The sequence below is a fragment of the Pradoshia sp. Z3_51 genome, from assembly GCF_058215915.1.
In genome coordinates, this window is the sequence record NZ_JBZAJC010000003.1 from 70,906 (window position 1) to 90,023 (window position 19,118).

19 protein-coding genes are annotated in these 19,118 nt (G+C 39.0%); 1 reads left to right on the plus strand and 18 read right to left on the minus strand.

Translation table 11 applies throughout. From position 1 onward, the window contains the following. Positions 1-7 precede the first annotated feature (7 nt). From AC4BHA_RS07515 to yqfC, 8 genes are all read right to left on the minus strand, one after another. A complete protein-coding gene (locus AC4BHA_RS07515; protein ID WP_066105219.1) occupies positions 8-151 on the minus strand; it encodes a YqzL family protein in 144 nt (47 codons plus the stop codon). A gap of 642 nt (positions 152-793) precedes the next feature. Beyond that, a complete protein-coding gene (gene era / locus AC4BHA_RS07520; RefSeq protein WP_066105222.1) occupies positions 794-1,711 on the minus strand; it encodes a GTPase Era in 918 nt (305 codons plus the stop codon). Positions 1,712-2,064: 353 nt separating this feature from the next. Beyond that, the gene (locus tag AC4BHA_RS07525) at positions 2,065-2,448 is read right to left on the minus strand and encodes a diacylglycerol kinase family protein (protein WP_066105225.1); all 384 of its coding nucleotides are present in this window, start codon (positions 2,446-2,448) and stop codon (positions 2,065-2,067) included. After that, positions 2,432-2,902 (minus strand): rRNA maturation RNase YbeY, encoded by a 471-nt coding sequence (ybeY, locus tag AC4BHA_RS07530; RefSeq protein ID WP_490551117.1) that lies wholly within the window; start codon positions 2,900-2,902, stop codon positions 2,432-2,434. Before ybeY ends, AC4BHA_RS07525 begins: the two co-directional genes overlap by 17 nt. Before the next feature lie 14 nt (positions 2,903-2,916). After that, on the minus strand, positions 2,917-5,061 hold the full coding sequence (locus AC4BHA_RS07535) for an HD family phosphohydrolase (RefSeq protein ID WP_066105230.1): 2,145 nt from the start codon (positions 5,059-5,061) through the stop codon (positions 2,917-2,919). A 163-nt stretch (positions 5,062-5,224) separates the two neighbouring features. Then, positions 5,225-6,196: a PhoH family protein gene (locus AC4BHA_RS07540; RefSeq protein WP_066105233.1), complete on the minus strand. Its 972-nt coding sequence runs from the start codon at positions 6,194-6,196 to the stop codon at positions 5,225-5,227. A gap of 3 nt (positions 6,197-6,199) precedes the next feature. Then, entirely contained in the window at positions 6,200-7,387 is a 1,188-nt protein-coding gene (yqfD, locus tag AC4BHA_RS07545; RefSeq protein ID WP_066105236.1) for a sporulation protein YqfD, read from the minus strand. Positions 7,388-7,404: 17 nt separating this feature from the next. After that, positions 7,405-7,689 (minus strand): sporulation protein YqfC, encoded by a 285-nt coding sequence (gene yqfC / locus AC4BHA_RS07550; protein WP_066105239.1) that lies wholly within the window; start codon positions 7,687-7,689, stop codon positions 7,405-7,407. Positions 7,690-8,094: 405 nt separating this feature from the next. On the opposite strand from yqfC, the gene AC4BHA_RS07555 reads away from it, so the two are divergent. Continuing rightward, positions 8,095-8,601, plus strand: coding sequence for a DUF1648 domain-containing protein (locus tag AC4BHA_RS07555; protein WP_490551114.1), 507 nt, complete (start codon positions 8,095-8,097; stop codon positions 8,599-8,601). A gap of 147 nt (positions 8,602-8,748) precedes the next feature. Here AC4BHA_RS07555 and AC4BHA_RS07560 read toward each other — a convergent pair whose 3' ends face one another. From AC4BHA_RS07560 to dnaK, 10 genes are all read right to left on the minus strand, one after another. Then, positions 8,749-9,300 carry a YqfB family membrane protein gene (locus AC4BHA_RS07560; protein ID WP_490551113.1) on the minus strand — a complete coding sequence of 184 codons (552 nt, stop codon included), beginning with the start codon at positions 9,298-9,300 and terminating at the stop codon, positions 8,749-8,751. 37 nt (positions 9,301-9,337) lie between these two features. Beyond that, positions 9,338-10,336 carry a flotillin-like protein FloA gene (gene floA / locus AC4BHA_RS07565; protein WP_066105247.1) on the minus strand — a complete coding sequence of 333 codons (999 nt, stop codon included), beginning with the start codon at positions 10,334-10,336 and terminating at the stop codon, positions 9,338-9,340. A gap of 31 nt (positions 10,337-10,367) precedes the next feature. Beyond that, positions 10,368-11,684 (minus strand): NfeD family protein, encoded by a 1,317-nt coding sequence (locus tag AC4BHA_RS07570; protein ID WP_490558388.1) that lies wholly within the window; start codon positions 11,682-11,684, stop codon positions 10,368-10,370. Between the two features lie 153 nt (positions 11,685-11,837). Further along, complete coding sequence (locus tag AC4BHA_RS07575; protein WP_066105252.1) at positions 11,838-12,287, minus strand: GatB/YqeY domain-containing protein; 450 nt, start codon at positions 12,285-12,287, stop codon at positions 11,838-11,840. A 15-nt stretch (positions 12,288-12,302) separates the two neighbouring features. Continuing rightward, entirely contained in the window at positions 12,303-12,476 is a 174-nt protein-coding gene (gene rpsU, locus AC4BHA_RS07580; protein WP_066105253.1) for a 30S ribosomal protein S21, read from the minus strand. A gap of 240 nt (positions 12,477-12,716) precedes the next feature. Then, complete coding sequence (gene mtaB, locus AC4BHA_RS07585) at positions 12,717-14,069, minus strand: tRNA (N(6)-L-threonylcarbamoyladenosine(37)-C(2))-methylthiotransferase MtaB (RefSeq protein ID WP_148630182.1); 1,353 nt, start codon at positions 14,067-14,069, stop codon at positions 12,717-12,719. 5 nt (positions 14,070-14,074) lie between these two features. Then, positions 14,075-14,821, minus strand: a complete 747-nt coding sequence (locus tag AC4BHA_RS07590; RefSeq protein ID WP_066105259.1) for a 16S rRNA (uracil(1498)-N(3))-methyltransferase — start codon at positions 14,819-14,821, stop codon at positions 14,075-14,077. A 202-nt stretch (positions 14,822-15,023) separates the two neighbouring features. Beyond that, complete coding sequence (gene prmA / locus AC4BHA_RS07595) at positions 15,024-15,962, minus strand: 50S ribosomal protein L11 methyltransferase (RefSeq protein WP_066105262.1); 939 nt, start codon at positions 15,960-15,962, stop codon at positions 15,024-15,026. 21 nt (positions 15,963-15,983) lie between these two features. Then, complete coding sequence (gene dnaJ / locus AC4BHA_RS07600; RefSeq protein WP_490558389.1) at positions 15,984-17,105, minus strand: molecular chaperone DnaJ; 1,122 nt, start codon at positions 17,103-17,105, stop codon at positions 15,984-15,986. Positions 17,106-17,261: 156 nt separating this feature from the next. Then, positions 17,262-19,088, minus strand: coding sequence for a molecular chaperone DnaK (gene dnaK / locus AC4BHA_RS07605; protein WP_066105268.1), 1,827 nt, complete (start codon positions 19,086-19,088; stop codon positions 17,262-17,264). Positions 19,089-19,118 lie beyond the last annotated feature (30 nt).

Consider the following 19,118-nt stretch of genomic DNA (forward strand, 5'->3'; position numbering starts at 1 on the left):
AAGATTATTAAATTATAGGGATTTCCATTTCTTCGTGATCCTCTTTAATCACATCAGGTTGGCCTTCATTCTGTCTTTCAAGTTCCTTAAAAAGAAGATAAGTATCCACACTGCCGGTTTGTCTAAAAACATTCCAGGTAAAGCTAATCATACTTATTCCACCTTTCGTTCATAGAAACGCTAATTGTCTCCCCTTACCTAACATTAGCTTCACCAACCTGAAAAAAATCATGTGATTAAAAATTTACTAATTCCGTTTCCCTATATTGCCGAATAAAATTATTTTTTTTAGTAAAGGCCTACAGGAAGTAGGCCATGAAGACGTTTGCCACAGTCTTTGATCCTTAATTCAGTCCCTACGTCCTTTTATGTAATCGAGCTTCGGCTCCTAGTCCCTCGAGGTCATAAGGATAGCCACTGCGGGGAATAACACCCCTACGTGCCTCTCCTTATGCTTGTCGGGCCTGGGCAGTCGCCTCAGCATCTTGGTTTAATCGAGCTTCAGGGCCTAGGAGCTCGAGTCATAAGCAAATACTCTACGGGAGAAAAATCCTTCCTCCGAGTATTCGTCTTATGCTTGTCGCGGGCCTATAGGAAGTAGGTCATGAAGACGTTGCCACAGGACGTGGCGTTTTTAGTCTTCGTTCCTTAATTGAGCCCTTCAGCATCTTGGTTAAAATCGAGCTTCGACGGCTAGGAGCTCAGGACATAAGCATAGCCACTGCGGGGGAGAACCTTCCCCTTCGTGCCTCTGTCTTATGCTCCTCGCTCCTGACCAAGCCGTCTCAGCATCTTAATAATCATCTTCCCTAAATCCAATGTCCCTTAGGTGGGAGGCTTTGTTTCTCCAGTCTTTTTGGACTTTTACCCATAGTTCTAGGAATACTTTGGAGCCTAGTAGGTTTTCGATGTCTGTGCGGGCGCGCTGTCCTATTTCTTTTAGCATCGCGCCTTTTTTTCCAATAATGATTCCTTTTTGGGAATCACGTTCTACAATCACCGTTGCCATAATGTGGACGGTCTCTGATTTTTCTTTTCGCTCAATTTTATCAATCACTACTGCAAGGGAATGTGGGACTTCTTCTCTTGTTAAATGCAGCGCTTTTTCACGAATCATCTCTGAAATAATAAAACGTTCTGGGTGATCTGTTATTTGATCAGCTGGATAATATTGCGGCCCCTCTGGCAAATAAGCATTAATTTGCTTTAATAAAGTTTCTATGTTATTTCCTTCAAGAGCAGAAATAGGAACAATTTCAGCAAAATCGTATTTCTCTTTATACGTATCTATGATGCTGAATAATTCATCGGGATGAATCTGGTCAATTTTATTAATGACAAGGAAAACAGGTGTCTTACATGTTTTTAACTTTTCAACAATAAATTCCTCACCGCGCCCAAAGCCCTCCTCGGCGTTTACCATAAAGAGAATAGCATCAACTTCCTGCAACGCAGTTGAAGCCACTTTCATCATAAAATCACCAAGCTTGTGCTTTGGTTTATGAATTCCCGGTGTATCAATAAAAATGATTTGACTTTCATTTGTTGTTAATACGCCTTGAACTTTATTACGTGTGGTTTGCGGTTTATCGCTCATAATGGCAATTTTTTGCCCAATAACTCGGTTGATAAAAGTCGATTTACCCACATTTGGTCTTCCAATAATAGATACAAATCCTGATTTAAATGGTTTATTAGTTTGATTAGTCATGCATTTCCTCCGGTGTAAGGCTCCGGATAACAGCTCCTGATCTTTCGAATCCTCTTTTGTCACACCTTGTATTAGCTTAAAATTACCTACCGGCAGCTCCACAAGAAGTAACAGGATGATCAGTATCAGCTGCTATCGCCAATTTTTTTATATTTGGTTAATCCATGAGAAAAAGACTGAAAAAATGCTTCTTGCACAGCCATACATAGAATAAGCTGCACTTTTATGTAACAGCAATGAATCAGTCACCTTTTCCGGCATCTGCTTCCAATAGGGTTAGTGCATATATCTTACCGCGCTTTTTACTCAATAATTAAACCTTGATTATCCATATCTTACTTTCTCTTCTTCAATTAAACAAGCATGCTCCAGATCTTAGGCAGAAAAATTATAAAACCGATAATAGCCGAAAGAATAGCATACACCAATACTGCTCCGGCAGCTAAATCTTTTGCTGCCTTTGCTAGCGGATGATATTCTCCTGTTACTAGATCCACCACTTTTTCTATCGCTGAATTAATAAGCTCTAACGTCAGCATACCGCCAATCGCAATAAGGACAAATAACCATTCTATTTTTGTAATAGAGAAGTAAGAAGCCGCTATACAAACAACTATAGCGGCAGTCAAATGGAACTTGAAATTTGCTTCTTTTTTTGCTCCATAGAGGATTCCCTGCCAAGCATAATAAAATCCTTTAAAAAAACGGTACAATGGTTTCTTATCTTGTGAGTCCATACTGTTCCAACAATTCTCTTTGTCGTGAAAACATTACTTTTTCGTCCTCTTCATTTATATGGTCATAGCCCAGCAAGTGAAGGAATCCGTGGATTGCTAAAAAACCAAGTTCACGTTCATAAGAATGGCCATATTCTTCAGCCTGTTCCTTCGTACGGTCAATAGAAATAATAATATCCCCTAAGACTGCCGGAACGTCCTCTCCGATAATTTCAATTTCTCCCTCTCCCATTTCTTCCATAGCAAATGAGATAACATCGGTTGGCGCATCTTTTTGACGGTACTCTTTATTAATTTCATGAATACGTTCGTTATTTACAAAAGTTAGAGAAACTTCGCTGCCTTCTGTCACCTTTTCCTGAATAGCTGCAAATTCAAGCAATTTTGTGACGAGCTCCTGTTGTTCTGGAGTTACTTGCTCCGTTTCATCTAAGATATCAATGGTTAAACTCATTTCTTTCACCTACTCTATTCTTTTTCTAATTCTGGATATTCAATGCGATTATGAAATATACCAGCTAACGTTTCACACAAAGACTGACTTACTTTATTCAATTCCTTAAACGTTAAATCGCACTCATTCAACTGTCCATCATTTAGTCTATCAGCAATTATGGACTTTACAAGCTTTTCGATTGTAGCCTGCGTAGGAGACTTTAAGGATCGCACAGCTGCTTCTACACTATCCGCTATCCCAATAATTGCTGCTTCCTTCGTTTGTGCTTTCGGCCCTGGATATCGGAAGTTTTCTTCCTTAACCTCGCCCCCTGCTTCACATGCTTTGTGGTAAAAGAACTTTAGCAGGGTTGTCCCGTGATGCTGCTCAACAATATCGACAATCTCTTTCGGCATTTTATATTTTTTCACCAACTCAGCACCATCAGTCACATGGGAAACAATAATTTTTGTACTTTTCTCCGGTGATAGATGATCATGCGGATTTTCAATATTGACCTGATTCTCGATAAAATAATACGGTCTCTTCGTTTTCCCTATATCATGATAGTAACATCCAACCCTCGCAAGCAATCCATTGGCTCCAATCGCTTCACAAGCTGCTTCAGCAAGATTAGCAACCATCACACTATGATGATAGGTACCGGGAGCCTCCGTTAATATTTTTCGCAAAAGCGGATGATTCGGATTTGATAATTCAATCATCCTCATAGAAGAGAAAATACCAAACCCTGTTTCAATAAAAGGAAGAATTCCAATCGTAAAGACAGCAGAGATGACCCCTGAGGCAATCGCCGCGACAAGAATCATAATGTGATTAATACCGTTTCCGCCGATCCAGATCAGGCCTAATACCACTATCAAATTAATGATTGCATTAATCATACCTGCTCTTAATATGCTAGTACGCGCTATCCCTTGTTTTAATAGAAGGATTCCCGAGATGCCGCTTACAAGAATATAAATCCCCATCGTCACATGTACAGTTCCCGCTAATTCCTCTTTAAACATTATACTGCCGATAACGGAAAGGACAATAGTTATTCCCACAGCATAGCGCTCTCTCATGAGGATTGTTACAAGCATTGCCGCCATCGCTGCGGGAAAGAAATAAGCGATTGATTCCTGGCTTAACCCAACAAATATATGAATTATCTTCATAAGTAGTAATGCCAGCAGATAAACAATACTGAAGATGAATAGATTATCCCGATAGTCTTCATGTTCTTCGTTTCTGATTGTATTACCAAACATTACATAGACACCAGCAAAAACTAACACAATGACTGCAGCCAATCCAACATACGGAAGAAGGGAATCCTCACTATTCAGAAGACCAACCAGCTTTAATTGGCGATAAACATCTGCGTCAATTAAATATCCTTCCTCGGCAATGATCTGTCCCTGAAGAATCCTGACAGGTTCAACGGATTCACTTGCATTTTCCCTTGCTCTCTCTGTTGACTCAGGATCAAAAAACACGTTTTGAATGATTGCATACCTTCCTAAATCAATCGATGCAGATTTTAATCGAACAGGGAGACTTGAGTATTTTATCCCCTCTTCGACCTTCATCTTGGCATTTTCCACCTCATTTGCCCTTATGCCATCCTTCATGGTTTCATTAATGCTGGTCATCGTAATATCCTTAGCTATCGATAAGTCAGATAAGGATGATCCCAGTAGATTAATCAATGTTTCATCAGTTAGATCTTTATTAACATTATCAGATAATTTCCCTCTTAAATCAGATACATAATCTGATGGCTTCAAGAGTGTTTGTGCCGTATTTTTCTCATCTTTCTCCACCTCTTGATTTTTCAAACCGGCACTAACCACACTCTCTGCCGATGTATAGATTTCATTTATTAAATTAACTCTCTTTTTCACATATTCTTTATTAACTGTATAAACATCCTCAACACTATTAACTGCTTTTTGCTGCTTTTCTTTTGTTTCGACTGGATCTTCTATTGTCTTCGGAGACCGAATTGTCGTTTCAGCAACATTGTAAAGTTCAACATTAAGTTTTTCCGGTTTAACACTGTCAAACAAAAAAATAAAGGAAATGAACGCCATTAATAAAAGAACACCTATCTGCGAAACTGGTTTGGATACCCAATTTTTAAAAGAGCTGCCTATGGTTTTGAATTTCATACGTTTCCCTTTCCGGCGGAGGATTTTATTTATATATAATTTTCTAACACTTTCTGTAATAATAACAGGTTTTATTGTTCCTTTCACTTACAATTGTAAGAATAACAAATTTATAATAAAAAAAGCCACAGTTGATTCTGTGGCATGTTTCTTAACTTTATTATCACTGTTGAGTTGGTCCAAAATTTTCATATGCCTGAATGATTTTTGCAACAAGCGGATGCCTGACCACATCAGTTTGATCTAGGTGGATAAACTTAATGCCTGAAACATCTTTTAATATTCGTTCAGCTGCCCTTAACCCTGATTGGACACCACGCGGAAGATCTATTTGTGAAGTATCACCCGTAACAACTATTTTAGAGCCAAATCCCAGTCGAGTTAAAAACATTTTCATTTGGGCCTGTGTTGTATTTTGAGCTTCGTCCAGGATTACAAATGCATCATCAAGCGTTCTTCCCCGCATATAGGCTAAGGGAGCTATTTCGATTGTGCCACGCTCAATCAGCCTGGTTGTTTGTTCTAATCCTAAGATGTCATGAAGAGCATCATAAAGAGGTCGTAAATATGGATCCACTTTTTCTTTTAGATCTCCCGGTAAAAAGCCCAAGCTTTCACCTGCTTCGACAGCTGGCCTTGTTAAAATAATTCGTTTAACATGTCCATTTTTCAACGCAGTCACAGCCATAACAACAGCTAAATACGTTTTTCCTGTTCCGGCAGGTCCAATTCCAAATACTAGATCTTTTGCTCTAATAGCAGAGATGTATTCTTTCTGGCCCAATGTTTTTACACGAATTGATTTACCTTTAGCGCTTCTGGCAATTTCCTCATCATATAAATCAGAAAAATACTCCAATGTACCGCTATTGGATAAATTTATGGCATAAACAACCTCACGAGGTCCGATTTTAATTCCTTTTCGTATAATGACTAAAAGCGTTTGCAGAATCTCATCCGCTTTTTCTAAGTTCTCAGGATTACCGGACACACTTATTGTTTCGCCCCTGGAAACAATACTGACTCCAAGCTCGCTTTCCAATATCTTCAGATTACTATCATGTACACCAAATAGTTCAACTGCCTCATTTGGTGATTCCAATTGTAAATTAATCAATTTAGACTTCTCTGACATTCCTTAGTCTCCTTGAATCATCGGTTGTCCGATTGCAATATTTTCTAAAACTTTATAATGTATAGTCATTTTAACTTTACCATTGTCAAGCTGGTTTTTCAAAATTTTTTCATTCAAAATAGTTGCATCATCAGGGGCATTCTTTAGAACATCCTTTTTCCCCATATTCATCGCCTGCTTCTCCGCCTCGATTTTTGTATAGATCCGTGTCACCTTTTCTTTACTGCGATAGATCTTTTTATGAAAGGCAATAGGAACCTCCCACTTCAAAAATTTAAATGTTTTTTCATCCTCTTCCACTTCATATTCTTTGAAGTTATGTTCACCAAATCCCCATATCGGCACATGGGCATTTCCAAAGCTTAGACTGTATTTATTTTTAGCATCACCATTAAACACATATAAATTCGTTTCGAGCGGAACCTCCACGCTTGTTTTATACCAGGCTTCACCCATGACCTTTCCTTTAGCTCCTACAAATTTTTGATTATCCTCTTTACCAATAAAACCGCTGACCAGGATTTGCCCCTTGCTGACAACCTGATGCTTTTCTACTAAGCCTTGTCCTCTTTCAACCATCGTTTGGACAATGGTCGCTTTTTTTGCGGAAATGAGATTCACATATAAATCAGCAGAATTCTTTTTAGGCTGCTTTTTTTCAACAACCTGAAAATGAAAGGTCGTCCCTTCCAGCTGTACGCCAATCCAGGTAATGGACGGTACCCGTTCACTGAGCTCCTTTTGTATATCTTCCATATCCCCAACAGCAAACTGGAGCTTCCCAACTTTTATATTCATATCATCCAATTCTTTACTGATTTGATGTTCAATTGCCGGACTGGCTCCTTCTATTTTTATCCCCCAAATCATATTGGATAGAATAAAAATGATCATAAAAAACATCATCACACCGACCACGAGACCACTGTACCTTTTCAGCTTTAAGGCAAAAAAAGGCCCTCCTCTTCTTTCTAAAAAAGAGACCTTACAGCCGCTGTTTCTTACTGCCTTCCTCAATTGAGGAACGTCAGATAGCTTCATATAAAAAACAACTGTTTCTGTGCCCATATTTTTCGCATCCCAAACTTGAATACCCTCTTTAAGCATTCTGTTTATAAATCGTTCTGTACCTTGTCCCTTTATTTTCACTTTAATATAGCCAGTAATAGTATTCGTCCATTGGTTTTTCATAAGAACCTCCTATTAGGTTATTCTTCGAGGAATATAACTTGATCAATTTTCCCTTCAAGTAAGATTTCTTCCGGAAGAATAGTTTTTAATACAAAAGCCTGACCTTTGACAAGGAGTTGTCCGTTCTTAAGCAGCAATCTTAATTCCTGGTCTGAAAATGTAAGTAAGCCTTTATGATTCTCTATGTAAATATGAATTTGACCCACCATCGTAATCCTTGGCAAATCCATCATGATATCCTGGGGCAGGTCCATTGCGGCCGTGACCCACCTCTTCAAACGATACCCCCATGCACGAGCCATAAGGAAACCTCCCTTTCCGCCGGTTAATATCTTCGTAATCGTTACAGGCTGTTCTGTAAAATCACCTCATAATCATACTTATTCGTTAAGAGGTCATTAAATGCTTAATTAAAACGTTCCGTTATCAATAATCTGACGGAGAGAAGACGTTGTTATCATTTATAATCCGATGTACATTCTAACGTTTACTTGATTAGCAAATAGTGTTGTAGAGTTTGATTGGTCAGATTTCATCTGTTTAAATCAATCAAGTAAAAGCTATGACCAATTACCATAGAAAGAATTGGGATTAAATGTTAAAATATTTTGTGGAAGTTAATTCAGACTATTCAATTAAATAACCTAAATCATGTAAAAGTGGACTTTCAACTATATAATTGAGGGTAAATAAAGGAGCTGACCGGAATGCCAAAATCTAATGCAAGACCTAAAATACACATACCGAAAACAAAAAGTGAGAGGATATGGGATACTATTGGTTATTCATGTTATATTGGATCTTTACTTTTTTTAATCTATATTTGGGGTGAACTTCCAGATAAAGTACCAGCTCATTTTAATGCTAAGGGCGAAGTTGATCGTTGGGGTTCAAAACTAGAACTTCTTATTTTGCCTATTATAGGTGCATTTCTTGCTGTATCAATGCATTTTGTCGAGAAATTTCCAGAATCACATAATTATCCTCAACGATTAAACAAAGAGAACGCTAAAGAATTTTATTTAAATAGCAGAAAAATAACAAATCAATTAAAAGCTATTTGTCTCATTATTTTTACATTAATTATTATTGAATCCGTTTCAATCGCGTTAGAATGGGGCGGCGGACTTGGAGCATGGTTCTTACCAGTATTAATAGTGGGTGTTTCTATCCCCATCATATTAGGCATAATTAAACAAAGTAAGATTAGATAGCCAAATTCTCGATTTCCCTTATTCTTGATAGACGCCAAACTCTCTGCGTTGATCTATGTAATTCTGGAAAAATTTCATTTTTAACAATAAAAAAACTGCAGACGAAAACTTCAAAAAGTTTCTGTCTGCAGGCACTATAAGTAACTTTTATCTAATCTGTTTCCTTTTTGAACGGGGAGGACCCAATATTTCTGACATAACAAACGCTTCCTGCAGGTTGATATTCCGTACATCAAATCCCTGTTTAGAAGGCTTTACATGTCTTTCTGTTGCTTGTTTTACTGCTTTTTGAACTATTGGCTTGAATTCCCTCGGGACAATTACATCAACCGGGGTTTCCTTTATAACAACCGGCTTCTCAGCTTGCTGTACTTTCTTCTTCTGAGCTTCGTACTGCTCCTTTATTGTTTGAGCAAGAGAGGTTGCTTCTCTTTGCAAATCAGGATGCCCGCTTAATTTCTTTTTAATTTCTCTTTCGCGTTCCTGGATTTTTTTCCGGATATCATCATCCTGTTTCCCCCCAATAGGTTGTGATTGTCCCTTAACAGGTTCACTTTTGTTTATTGGAGGAGATGTATATTTTCTATTTTGCGTTTCATCAGGCTTCTCTGTACCTTTATCCCTTTGAAAGAACCAGCTTATTAAAGTTATAATCAAAAACAGGATAATGGGATTATCCCATATAGCTCCCATACTCATGGGCAGGACCTCCTTTCCCAGCAATCAGATAGGGAAATTATTCATCATCTGTATTTCGATCATCCTTGTTGGCTTTGCTTATGGATTCTCTCATATGTGTATCAGATGCAAGGTTTTGATAGTTCATATAATCCATAACGCCCATATTCCCCGCTTTGAAAGCTTGAGCCATTGCAAGTGGTACTTCGGCTTCAGACTCAACAACTTTTGCACGCATTTCTTCTACTCTTGCTTTCATCTCTTGTTCTTGTGCAATCGCCATAGCACGGCGCTCTTCAGCTTTTGCTTGCGCAATTTTTTTATCTGCTTCTGCTTGTTCTGTTTGCAGCTCTGCACCAATATTTTTGCCGATATCCACATCAGCTATATCAATAGATAAAATCTCAAATGCTGTTCCGGCATCTAGACCTTTACTTAAGACAGTTTGAGAGATACGTTCCGGATTTTCCAACACAGTTGTATGACTTTCACTGGAACCAATGGTGGAGATTACACCCTCACCAACCCTCGCGATAACAGTCTCTTCACCTGCACCCCCAACCAAACGCTCAATATTGGCACGTACAGTGATTCTAGCCTTTGCTTTAACCTCAATCCCATTAATAGCAACACCCGCAATAAACGGCGTTTCTATGACTTTAGGGTTAACACTCATTTGTACAGCTTCCAGCACATCACGTCCTGCAAGGTCAATAGCTGCACAACGTTCAAATGTCAAATCAATATTGGCACGATGAGCCGCAATTAGCGCATTAACAACCCGATCTACATTACCACCGGCTAGATAATGACTTTCCAGTTGATTCGTTGTTACATTTAGACCTGCTTTTGACGCTTTAATTAAAGGATTGATAACACGGCTTGGAGATACTCGACGCAATCTCATCCCAATCAATGTAAAGATGCTTACTCTCACTCCTGAAGCGATCGCTGAAATCCAAAGCATAACTGGTACAAAAGTGAATAGTACTGCCAATAAAATGATAACTAAAGCAATGCCCACAAGAGCAAAAATAGATGCTGATGTTAATACCATTTGTTTATAACTCCCTTCATACTTCTAATTATTATGAATCTAATGGTCGTACTACTATACGGGAACCTTCTGTTTTAATTACTTTGACATGCGTTCCCTTCGTTACAAAACTACCTTCACTTACCACGTCAATTCTTTCCCCTTCAAGCGAGAGTGTTCCAGAAGGACGCAGGTCAGTGACAAGAACACCTACTTTTCCAACTAAATCATGACGATTAATATTGGAAACATATCCACTCTCCGTATTCGTAGAATCTGTGAGTATAATCCTATTAAAGGCTGTCATTTTCTTTCCAAATACTTTAATTAATATCACACTTGCTATAAATCCTGCAATCAATGCAATTAATATTGCGATTGCCATATGCTCCACATCCCCCGCAGCAAGAAAGAAGCTTGCTATAATTGCCATAAAACCAATAATTCCTACAATACCGCCAGGAAGGAATAATTCCAGTAATAGGAATGCTATTCCAACTATAAATAAGATTAACGGTTCATATCCGGCCAGACCTGATACCATATGTCCATAAAAAAACAATAACAGAGACGTAATACCGGCAAAACCAGGTAAGCCAAAACCAGGTGAATAAAGCTCAACGACAAGACCTATTGTGCCAATCGACAATAAAATAGGAATCACAATAGGATTCGTAAGGAAACGGGCTACTTTATCAGCAAAGCTTTCACCAAATTGAATTAATTCAGCTTTTTCATATCCCAGCGTTTTTAATAATTCCTTTTGATTTTCAACTGTACCTTCACTATAACCAACCTTTACAGCCTGGTTTGCTGTCAGCGTAAGCAGCTCTCCTTTTTCCGCTCCATACTCTGGCAAATCAATATCCTCATCAGCCATTGCTTTAGCATATAACGGATCTCTTCCACTTGATTCAGCAGCCTTTTGCATATTTGCAAGCCAATAGGATTGCGCTTTTTTATCAGCTGCATTACCATCAGATGTTATGACAGCAGCTGCACCCATTGTTGCACCGGGTACCATATAGATCTCATCAGCATTTAAAGAAATAAATGCACCGGCAGATAGGGCTCGGTTATTAACAAAGGCTATTGTTTTTAATTTAGTATTTGCAAATGTTTCACCGATCTCATCTGCTGCATCTACCGCCCCGCCAGGTGTATTAATATCGAATATAATCGCTTCTGCCCCATCTTTCTCAGCGGTTGCTATTGCTCTTTTCAGGAAGTTAGATAGACCTTTTTCCACCTCATTTTGCAGAGGGACTATGTATACTTTATCAGTATTCGCATTTCCTGACGGCGGACCTGCAATTCCAATTAAAAAAAATGCAAAGATGATCATAATTGACCACCATCTTTTCCTCATACCTGTTCACCCCTCCTTTCTTCTCCATTTTTGACGTCTTAATTCATTATACGTTATTTACATGCATAAGTTTCACAATACTTTGATATTCATCATATAATTAATTTACCGGATATAAAAAACCCGCAATTAAAATTGCGGGTTTTAAACGTCTTATTTTGTAAGATTTTGCAGTACAAGTTTATTGACTAAAGATCCATCAGCTTTACCCTTCACTTTTGGCATGACTGCGGACATTACTTTGCCCATGTCAGCCTTGGAAGTGGCATTCGTCTCGGCAATCGCTTGAGTAACAATCGCATTTAACTCATCCTCGGATAATTGCTGTGGCAAATATGCCTCGACAATCTCGATTTCTGATTGAAGCTTTTCGACCAAATCTTGGCGTCCTGCTTTATCAAATTCCTGGAGGGAGTCTTTGCGTTGCTTTAATTCGCGAGAAAGTACGGTTAACTCTTCATCTTCGGATAATTCTTGTTTACCAAGCTTTATTCCTTCATTTTGAAGAGAAGCCTTCACCATTCGGATGACGGAGAGCTTGTCTTTTTCTCTGTTCTTCATAGCTTGTTTCATATCGCTGTTTAAACGCTCAACAAGACTCATTTAAGGGCACCTCTTTTAGAACTTGCGTTTTCTCGCAGCTTCAGACTTTTTCTTACGTTTTACACTAGGTTTTTCATAGAATTCGCGCTTTCTTACTTCCTGCATAGTACCTTGCTTGGAAACTGTGCGTTTGAAGCGTCGAAGAGCATCTTCAAGCGATTCGTTTTTCTTAACGACTGTTTTAGACATCTCTTTCCCTCCCTCCGAGCACAACAACTCTAATTTCCTACACATAGAAGGAAACCATGTACCTTCAAATTATAATATATGTGTCGTTCAAGGTCAACTGTTATTCCTATAATCGTGTAGGTTAATTGAATGATATTTATAATTGAGATTTAAACTCTCCAATCTTCCTATCTATATATACCTCATTTTAAAAAAATAAAAACGGGCTGACGCAATCTGCACCAGCCCCACTGCCTAATATTATGAATTAACTACAGCTTGTTCGACCATATCATCCATCACACGGACAAATTGTCCTTCATTGTATGGATATCCGGCTTTTGTAATTTTTACTTTCACAATCTTTCCAACCATATCTTCCGTTGCAGGGAACACGACTTTCAAATAGTTATCTGAATATCCTTGATAGAGTCCTTTTGTCTTTCCATCTTCATATAGTTCCTCTGGAATCACTTCTAGAACTTCATTTTCATAGCTGGAAGCATATTCTTTCGCAATTTGCTCAGATAGTGAAATCAAGCGATGCACTCGATCGTTTTTAACATCCTCATCCACTTGATCTTCCATGCGGGCAGCTGGTGTACCAGTACGTTTGGAATAAGGGAATACATGCAGTTCAGAGAAACGATGATCTTTAATGAAATTATATGTTTCCATAAACTCTTCCTCTGTTTCACCAGGGAACCCAACAATCACATCTGATGTAACCGCTAAGTCAGGAAGTACTTCACGCAATCTTTCCAGTCTTTCTGCAAAGAATTCAGTAGAATACTTACGACGCATACGTTTAAGGACCGTATTAGAAGCTGATTGTATCGGAATATGCAAGTGAGGCACTACTTTATCAGACTCACGCAATACTTCAATCACTTCATCTGTTATTTGAGAGGCTTCAATGGATGAAATACGAATTCGTTTCAAACCTGCCACTTTTTGATCGAGTTCTCTCAATAGCATAGCGAGATTATAATCCTTCAAGTCTTCACCATAACCACCTGTATGAATACCTGTCAGGACAATTTCTTTATAGCCCGCTGCGACAAGCTGCTGAGCTTGACGAATAACTTCCTGCGGATCACGGGAGCGCAGCAATCCGCGCGCCCAAGGAATAATACAGAATGTACAGAAGTTATTACATCCTTCCTGAATTTTCAGGGAAGCACGCGTACGATCTGTAAAAGCAGGTACATCCATTTCTTCATAAACTCTCGTTTTCATGATATTTCTTACGCCATTAATAGGCTGTCTTTCAGTTAAATACGTATCGATATAACCTATTAATTTATCACGGTCCTGCGTTCCAACAACTATGTCCACTCCTGGAATTGCCATGATTTCTGCCGGTGAGGTTTGTGCATAACAACCCGTTACACAAATAACAGCATCAGGATTCTTACGCACTGCCCTGCGAATAATCTGCCGGCTTTTTTTATCTCCTGTATTCGTAACAGTACACGTATTAATAACATAAACATCCGAGCGTTGTTCAAAATCGACTCTTTCATATCCTGAAGCTTGAAACAGCTGCCATATCGCTTCTGTCTCATAATGATTCACTTTACATCCTAATGTATGGAACGCTACAGTTGCCATTCCCTTCACCTCGCTAATTCTAATTGATAAGATATGGCTGACAATGCGTATAAAGGAGCAGTCTCTGTACGTAAAATACGCGGTCCAAGACTGCATGTTTGAAAGCCATTTTCTAAAAGTTGATTCACTTCCGCGGTATCCAAGCCGCCTTCAGGGCCAAATACCATTAAAAGAGACTGCCCTGGTACCATCCCTCTAATTGTTTTCGCCAATTGCGAAGATTCCCCTTGCTTAGCGTCTTCTTCATAAGCAACTAGCTTATAATCATAGCTTTCAGCAAGATCTAACAATCTGCGAATATCTACAGGATCGTAAACACTGGGTATTTCAGTCCGATGGGATTGTTCTGCAGCTTCCTTCGCTATTTTCCGAAGCCGTTCTGTTTTCTTTGCAGCTTTTTTAGAATCCCATTTTACAATAGAACGAGTTGCATTAAAAGGGATAAAGGTATTTGCACCCAATTCTGTCCCTTTTTGGATAATCAATTCTAGTTTATCCCCTTTAGGCAAACCGTTCACAATGGTAACTTGAATGGGCAGTTCTTTTGTTCCTTCTATCCAATCAATAATGCGGCCAGTCAGAGCTTTATCTTGAATGGATTCAATTTTGACGATTGCCGTTTTTTTATCAATAACTCCATAAAATGTATCACCTGGATTCATTCGCATGACCCGGGTCATATGGTGAAAATCATCTCCGGTTATCGTTACTTCAAATTGATTTTCTAATTTCTCAATAAAATATCTCTGCATGGCCTGCACCTTTCTATCCTTAAAATCAATAACGACTAAAGCATTATTGCGGCGGAAAAACGTTTAGGCGTCTGCCTAATAATCCCTCACGAAATTCCTGCCGTCCGCTAGAGTCCTTAACTTAAGTATAGTGGGAGTTTGAACTCCCACTATACTCTAACATCCACCTTGATGTGGTGATTTCACTTAAAACAAGTAATACTTATAATTTACGAGCTGTAATGGAGACCCAGTCTTCCATTGTCATGACATCCTCAATTACAAGTCCGGCTTTCTGAATAGCTTCTTCCACTTCCCGGCGTTTTTGCTGGATGATGCCGGAAGATATAAAGGTTCCGCCTGGTTTAAGCACTCTGGCTACATCTTCTGTACAACGTACAATAATTTCAGCCAATATATTAGCTACCACTATATCTGCTTCAAATTCAATTCCTTTTAAAAGGTCATTTTGTTTAATTGTAACTTTATCATGTACCTTATTTAATTTACAATTCACCCTGGCACTGTTCACAGCTACCTCATCCAGATCAAGCGCCAAAATAGACTCGGCGCCAAATTTAGCAGCAGTGATTGTAAGTACCCCTGAACCAGTCCCTACATCAATGACCTTCATCCCAGGTTTGACTGTTTTCTCAAGTGCTTGAATACAAAGTACAGTTGTAGGATGTGTACCTGTGCCGAATGCCATGCCTGGATCCAATTCAATAATTTTTTCGTCTGTATGAACCGGAGTGTATTCCTCCCACGTCGGAACGATTGTGACTTGTTCCGAAATCTTGACTGGATGGTAATACTTTTTCCATGCAGTGGACCATTCTTCCTCATTAACCTCACTGATGGTTACTTTATTATGACCTAGATCGATATCATATTTTATTAGATTATTGATAAGGTCCTTAATGCCATCTACTGTGTCACCAAGGAAACTTGTGACAGGGAGATAAGCTTTAATAAGTACGCCTTCTTCAGGAAAATCAGCAGGATTAAGTTGATAGATTTCTCCGAATACATTCTCCCTTTCACGAACCAATTCAAGCGGATCTTCAATCACTACCCCGCTTGCACCAGCCTCATGTAATATATTCGATATTGGTTCGATCGCTTCATTCGTTGTATGAATACATAATTCGGACCATTTCATTTTCTACCAACTCCTACCTGTTTATTCACCTTTGATTGCTCTTTTAACTTTCGAAAAAAAACCTTCATCATGTTCATCTAATTGTCCTTGACCACTGATTTCAGCAAATTCGCGAATTAATTCTTTTTGTTTATCGGATAATTTGGTTGGCGTTACAACTAAAATACGGATGTGCTGATCACCTTGACCATATCCTCTAACGTTAGGAACACCTTTTCCTTTTAAGCGGAAGCGAGTACCTGTTTGTGTTCCAGCCGGCACTTTCAGTTTCACTTTACCATGCATGGTTGGAACTTCAATTTCATCACCCAATGCAGCCTGTGCAAAGGTAATAGGCATTTCACAGTAAATATCGTCACCATCACGCTCAAAGAATTCATGCGGTCTGATTTGGAACACAACAAACAAGTCTCCCGGAGGGCCGCCATTAATACCAGGTTCACCTTTACCAGGAACACGTAATTGTTGACCATCATCAACACCTGCAGGTACTTTGATTTGAATTTTATTCCGTTTTTTCACAGAACCTTTACCGTGACAGGTAGCACATTTCTGCTTAATAATTTTTCCTGTACCACTGCAATGTTGACATACTCTGCGGTTCACAATTCGTCCGAATGGAGTATTTTGTTCTACATTTAATTGGCCTGTACCATTACAGTGAGAACATGTTTCCGGTTTTGTGCCAGGTTTTGCTCCTGACCCTTTACATGTATCACACTCTTCCTCTTTCGGTATTTCAATGGTCGTTTCTGTACCAAATACAGCTTCATCAAATGATAATGTCATTGTATATTGCAGGTCTGCACCTTGACGGGGAGCATTTGGATCTCTTCTTCCCCCTCCGCCAAAGAAAGAATTGAATATATCTTCAAAACCACCGAAGCCTTCGAAACCAGCTCCGCCTCCACCAAATCCCTGTGTTGGATCTTCGTGGCCAAATCGATCATATCTCGCTTTCTTTTGATCATCGCTTAACACTTCATAAGCTTCCTGGATCTCTTTAAATTTTTCCGTAGCATCTGCTGCTTTATTGAGGTCAGGATGATATTGCTTGGAAAGGCGGCGATATGCTTTTTTTATCTCATCCTTCGAGGCATTTTTGCCAACCCCCAACACCTCATAATAATCCCGTTTGCTCATTCCTCACACTCCTGATTCTATATAATCCGTCGTTTCACATAAAAATCATTGTACCACTTGACTAAGCTGCGGCGCAATATAAACAGAAAATGTCCAATTTGTTAAAAAAAGTCAAAGTCAAGGAGATCCTGACTTTGACTTTTTTACGTTCAATCATTATTTTTTGTCGTCGTCAACTTCAGTAAATTCTGCATCTACGACATCATCAGCCTTGCCCGCACCATCTTGACCTGGTTGTTGTTGCGCAGCTTGAGCAGCTTGCTCATAAAGTTTCACGCTAAGAGCTTGCACAATTTCCTGCAATGCTTCTTTTTTCTCTTTCATTTCAGCAAGATCATTCTTCTCAATTGCTGCTTTTAAAGCATCTTTAGCTTCTGTTGCTTTTTGAACTTCAGCTTCTTCTACTTTACCTTCAAGATCTTTTAATGTTTTTTCTGTTTGGAATACTAAAGCATCAGATTCGTTACGTAATTCAGCTTCTTCCTTACGTTTTTTATCTGCTTCTGCATTTTCTTCCGCTTCTTTAACCATGCGATCGATTTCTTCATCGCTTAAGCTTGTAGCTGATTGAATCGTAATCGCCTGCTCTTTATTTGTACCAAGATCTTTTGCACGTACATTAACGATACCGTTATTATCAATATCGAACGTTACTTCAATTTGCGGGATTCCGCGTGGTGCCGGTGGAATATCAGTCAATTGGAAGCGACCAAGCGTTTTGTTATCTGCTGCCATTTGACGTTCCCCTTGAAGAACATGGATATCTACTGCTGTTTGGTTATCAGCTGCTGTAGAGAAAATTTGAGATTTGCTAGTTGGGATTGTTGTATTACGGTCGATTAAACGAGTAAATACTCCACCCATTGTTTCAATACCAAGAGATAAAGAAGTTACATCAAGTAATACAACATCTTTAACGTCACCGGAGATAACTCCACCTTGGATTGCTGCACCCATAGCAACAACTTCATCAGGGTTTACCCCTTTATGAGGCTCTTTACCAGTTTCTTTTTTAATTGCTTCCTGAACAGCAGGAATACGAGTAGAACCACCAACTAAGATAACTTTATCAATCTCAGCCGGAGACAAGCCTGCATCACGAAGAGCTTGGCGAGTAGGTCCCATTGTTCTTTCTACTAAAGAAGCAGTGATTTCATCGAATTTCGCGCGTGTTAATGTTAAATCCATGTGCAATGGACCTGCTTCACCCGCAGTGATGAACGGCAAGGAAATTTGTGTAGATGTTACACCTGACAAATCTTTTTTCGCTTTTTCAGCAGCGTCTTTCAAACGTTGAAGAGCCATTTTATCTTTAGATAGATCGATTCCATTTTCTTTGCGGAATTCTTCGATTAAATATTCCATTACTGCGTTATCGAAGTCATCTCCACCCAAACGTGCGTCACCAGCTGTTGAGCGTACTTCGAATACACCGTCACCTAGCTCAAGGATGGATACGTCAAATGTACCGCCGCCAAGGTCGAATACAAGGATTTTTTGATCTTCTTCAGTTTTATCCAAACCATACGCTAATGCAGCAGCAGTTGGTTCGTTGATAATACGTTCTACTTCTAAACCAGCGATACGGCCAGCATCTTTTGTTGCTTGACGTTCAGCATCGTTAAAGTAAGCAGGTACTGTAATAACAGCTTTTGTTACTTTTTCTCCCAGGTATTCTTCAGCATAGGATTTTAAATATTGAAGAATAATCGCAGATACTTCTTGTGGAGAGTAATCTTTTCCTTCGATATTTACTGAGTAATCTGTACCCATATGGCGTTTGATGGAGCTGATCGTATTCAGGTTTGTGATAGCTTGGCGTTTCGCTACTTCCCCAACTTGACGTTCTCCGTTTTTAAATGCAACAACAGATGGAGTGGTTCTATTACCTTCTGGATTTGGAATAACTTTTGGTTCTCCGCCTTCTAATACGGATACACAAGAGTTGGTAGTTCCTAAGTCAATACCAATAATTTTACTCATTTACTTTTTACCTCCCATTAATTATGTAGC

Coding starts and splice junctions, on each gene's coding strand:
- yqfC (WP_066105239.1), bottom strand. CDS start 7,689: ATGGCTCGTGCATGGGGGTATCGTTTGAAGAGGTGGGTCACGGCCGCA.
- AC4BHA_RS07570 (WP_490558388.1), bottom strand. CDS start 11,684: ATGAGGAAAAGATGGTGGTCAATTATGATCATCTTTGCATTTTTTTTA.
- era (WP_066105222.1), bottom strand. CDS start 1,711: ATGACTAATCAAACTAATAAACCATTTAAATCAGGATTTGTATCTATT.
- AC4BHA_RS07590 (WP_066105259.1), bottom strand. CDS start 14,821: ATGCAGAGATATTTTATTGAGAAATTAGAAAATCAATTTGAAGTAACG.
- AC4BHA_RS07560 (WP_490551113.1), bottom strand. CDS start 9,300: ATGAGTATGGGAGCTATATGGGATAATCCCATTATCCTGTTTTTGATT.
- rpsU (WP_066105253.1), bottom strand. CDS start 12,476: ATGTCTAAAACAGTCGTTAAGAAAAACGAATCGCTTGAAGATGCTCTT.
- AC4BHA_RS07535 (WP_066105230.1), bottom strand. CDS start 5,061: ATGAAATTCAAAACCATAGGCAGCTCTTTTAAAAATTGGGTATCCAAA.
- floA (WP_066105247.1), bottom strand. CDS start 10,336: ATGGTATTAACATCAGCATCTATTTTTGCTCTTGTGGGCATTGCTTTA.
- ybeY (WP_490551117.1), bottom strand. CDS start 2,902: ATGAGTTTAACCATTGATATCTTAGATGAAACGGAGCAAGTAACTCCA.
- mtaB (WP_148630182.1), bottom strand. CDS start 14,069: ATGGCAACTGTAGCGTTCCATACATTAGGATGTAAAGTGAATCATTAT.
- AC4BHA_RS07540 (WP_066105233.1), bottom strand. CDS start 6,196: ATGTCAGAGAAGTCTAAATTGATTAATTTACAATTGGAATCACCAAAT.
- yqfD (WP_066105236.1), bottom strand. CDS start 7,387: ATGAAAAACCAATGGACGAATACTATTACTGGCTATATTAAAGTGAAA.
- AC4BHA_RS07515 (WP_066105219.1), bottom strand. CDS start 151: ATGATTAGCTTTACCTGGAATGTTTTTAGACAAACCGGCAGTGTGGAT.
- AC4BHA_RS07575 (WP_066105252.1), bottom strand. CDS start 12,287: ATGAGTCTTGTTGAGCGTTTAAACAGCGATATGAAACAAGCTATGAAG.
- dnaK (WP_066105268.1), bottom strand. CDS start 19,088: ATGAGTAAAATTATTGGTATTGACTTAGGAACTACCAACTCTTGTGTA.
- dnaJ (WP_490558389.1), bottom strand. CDS start 17,105: ATGAGCAAACGGGATTATTATGAGGTGTTGGGGGTTGGCAAAAATGCC.
- AC4BHA_RS07555 (WP_490551114.1), top strand. CDS start 8,095: ATGCCAAAATCTAATGCAAGACCTAAAATACACATACCGAAAACAAAA.
- prmA (WP_066105262.1), bottom strand. CDS start 15,962: ATGAAATGGTCCGAATTATGTATTCATACAACGAATGAAGCGATCGAA.
- AC4BHA_RS07525 (WP_066105225.1), bottom strand. CDS start 2,448: ATGGACTCACAAGATAAGAAACCATTGTACCGTTTTTTTAAAGGATTT.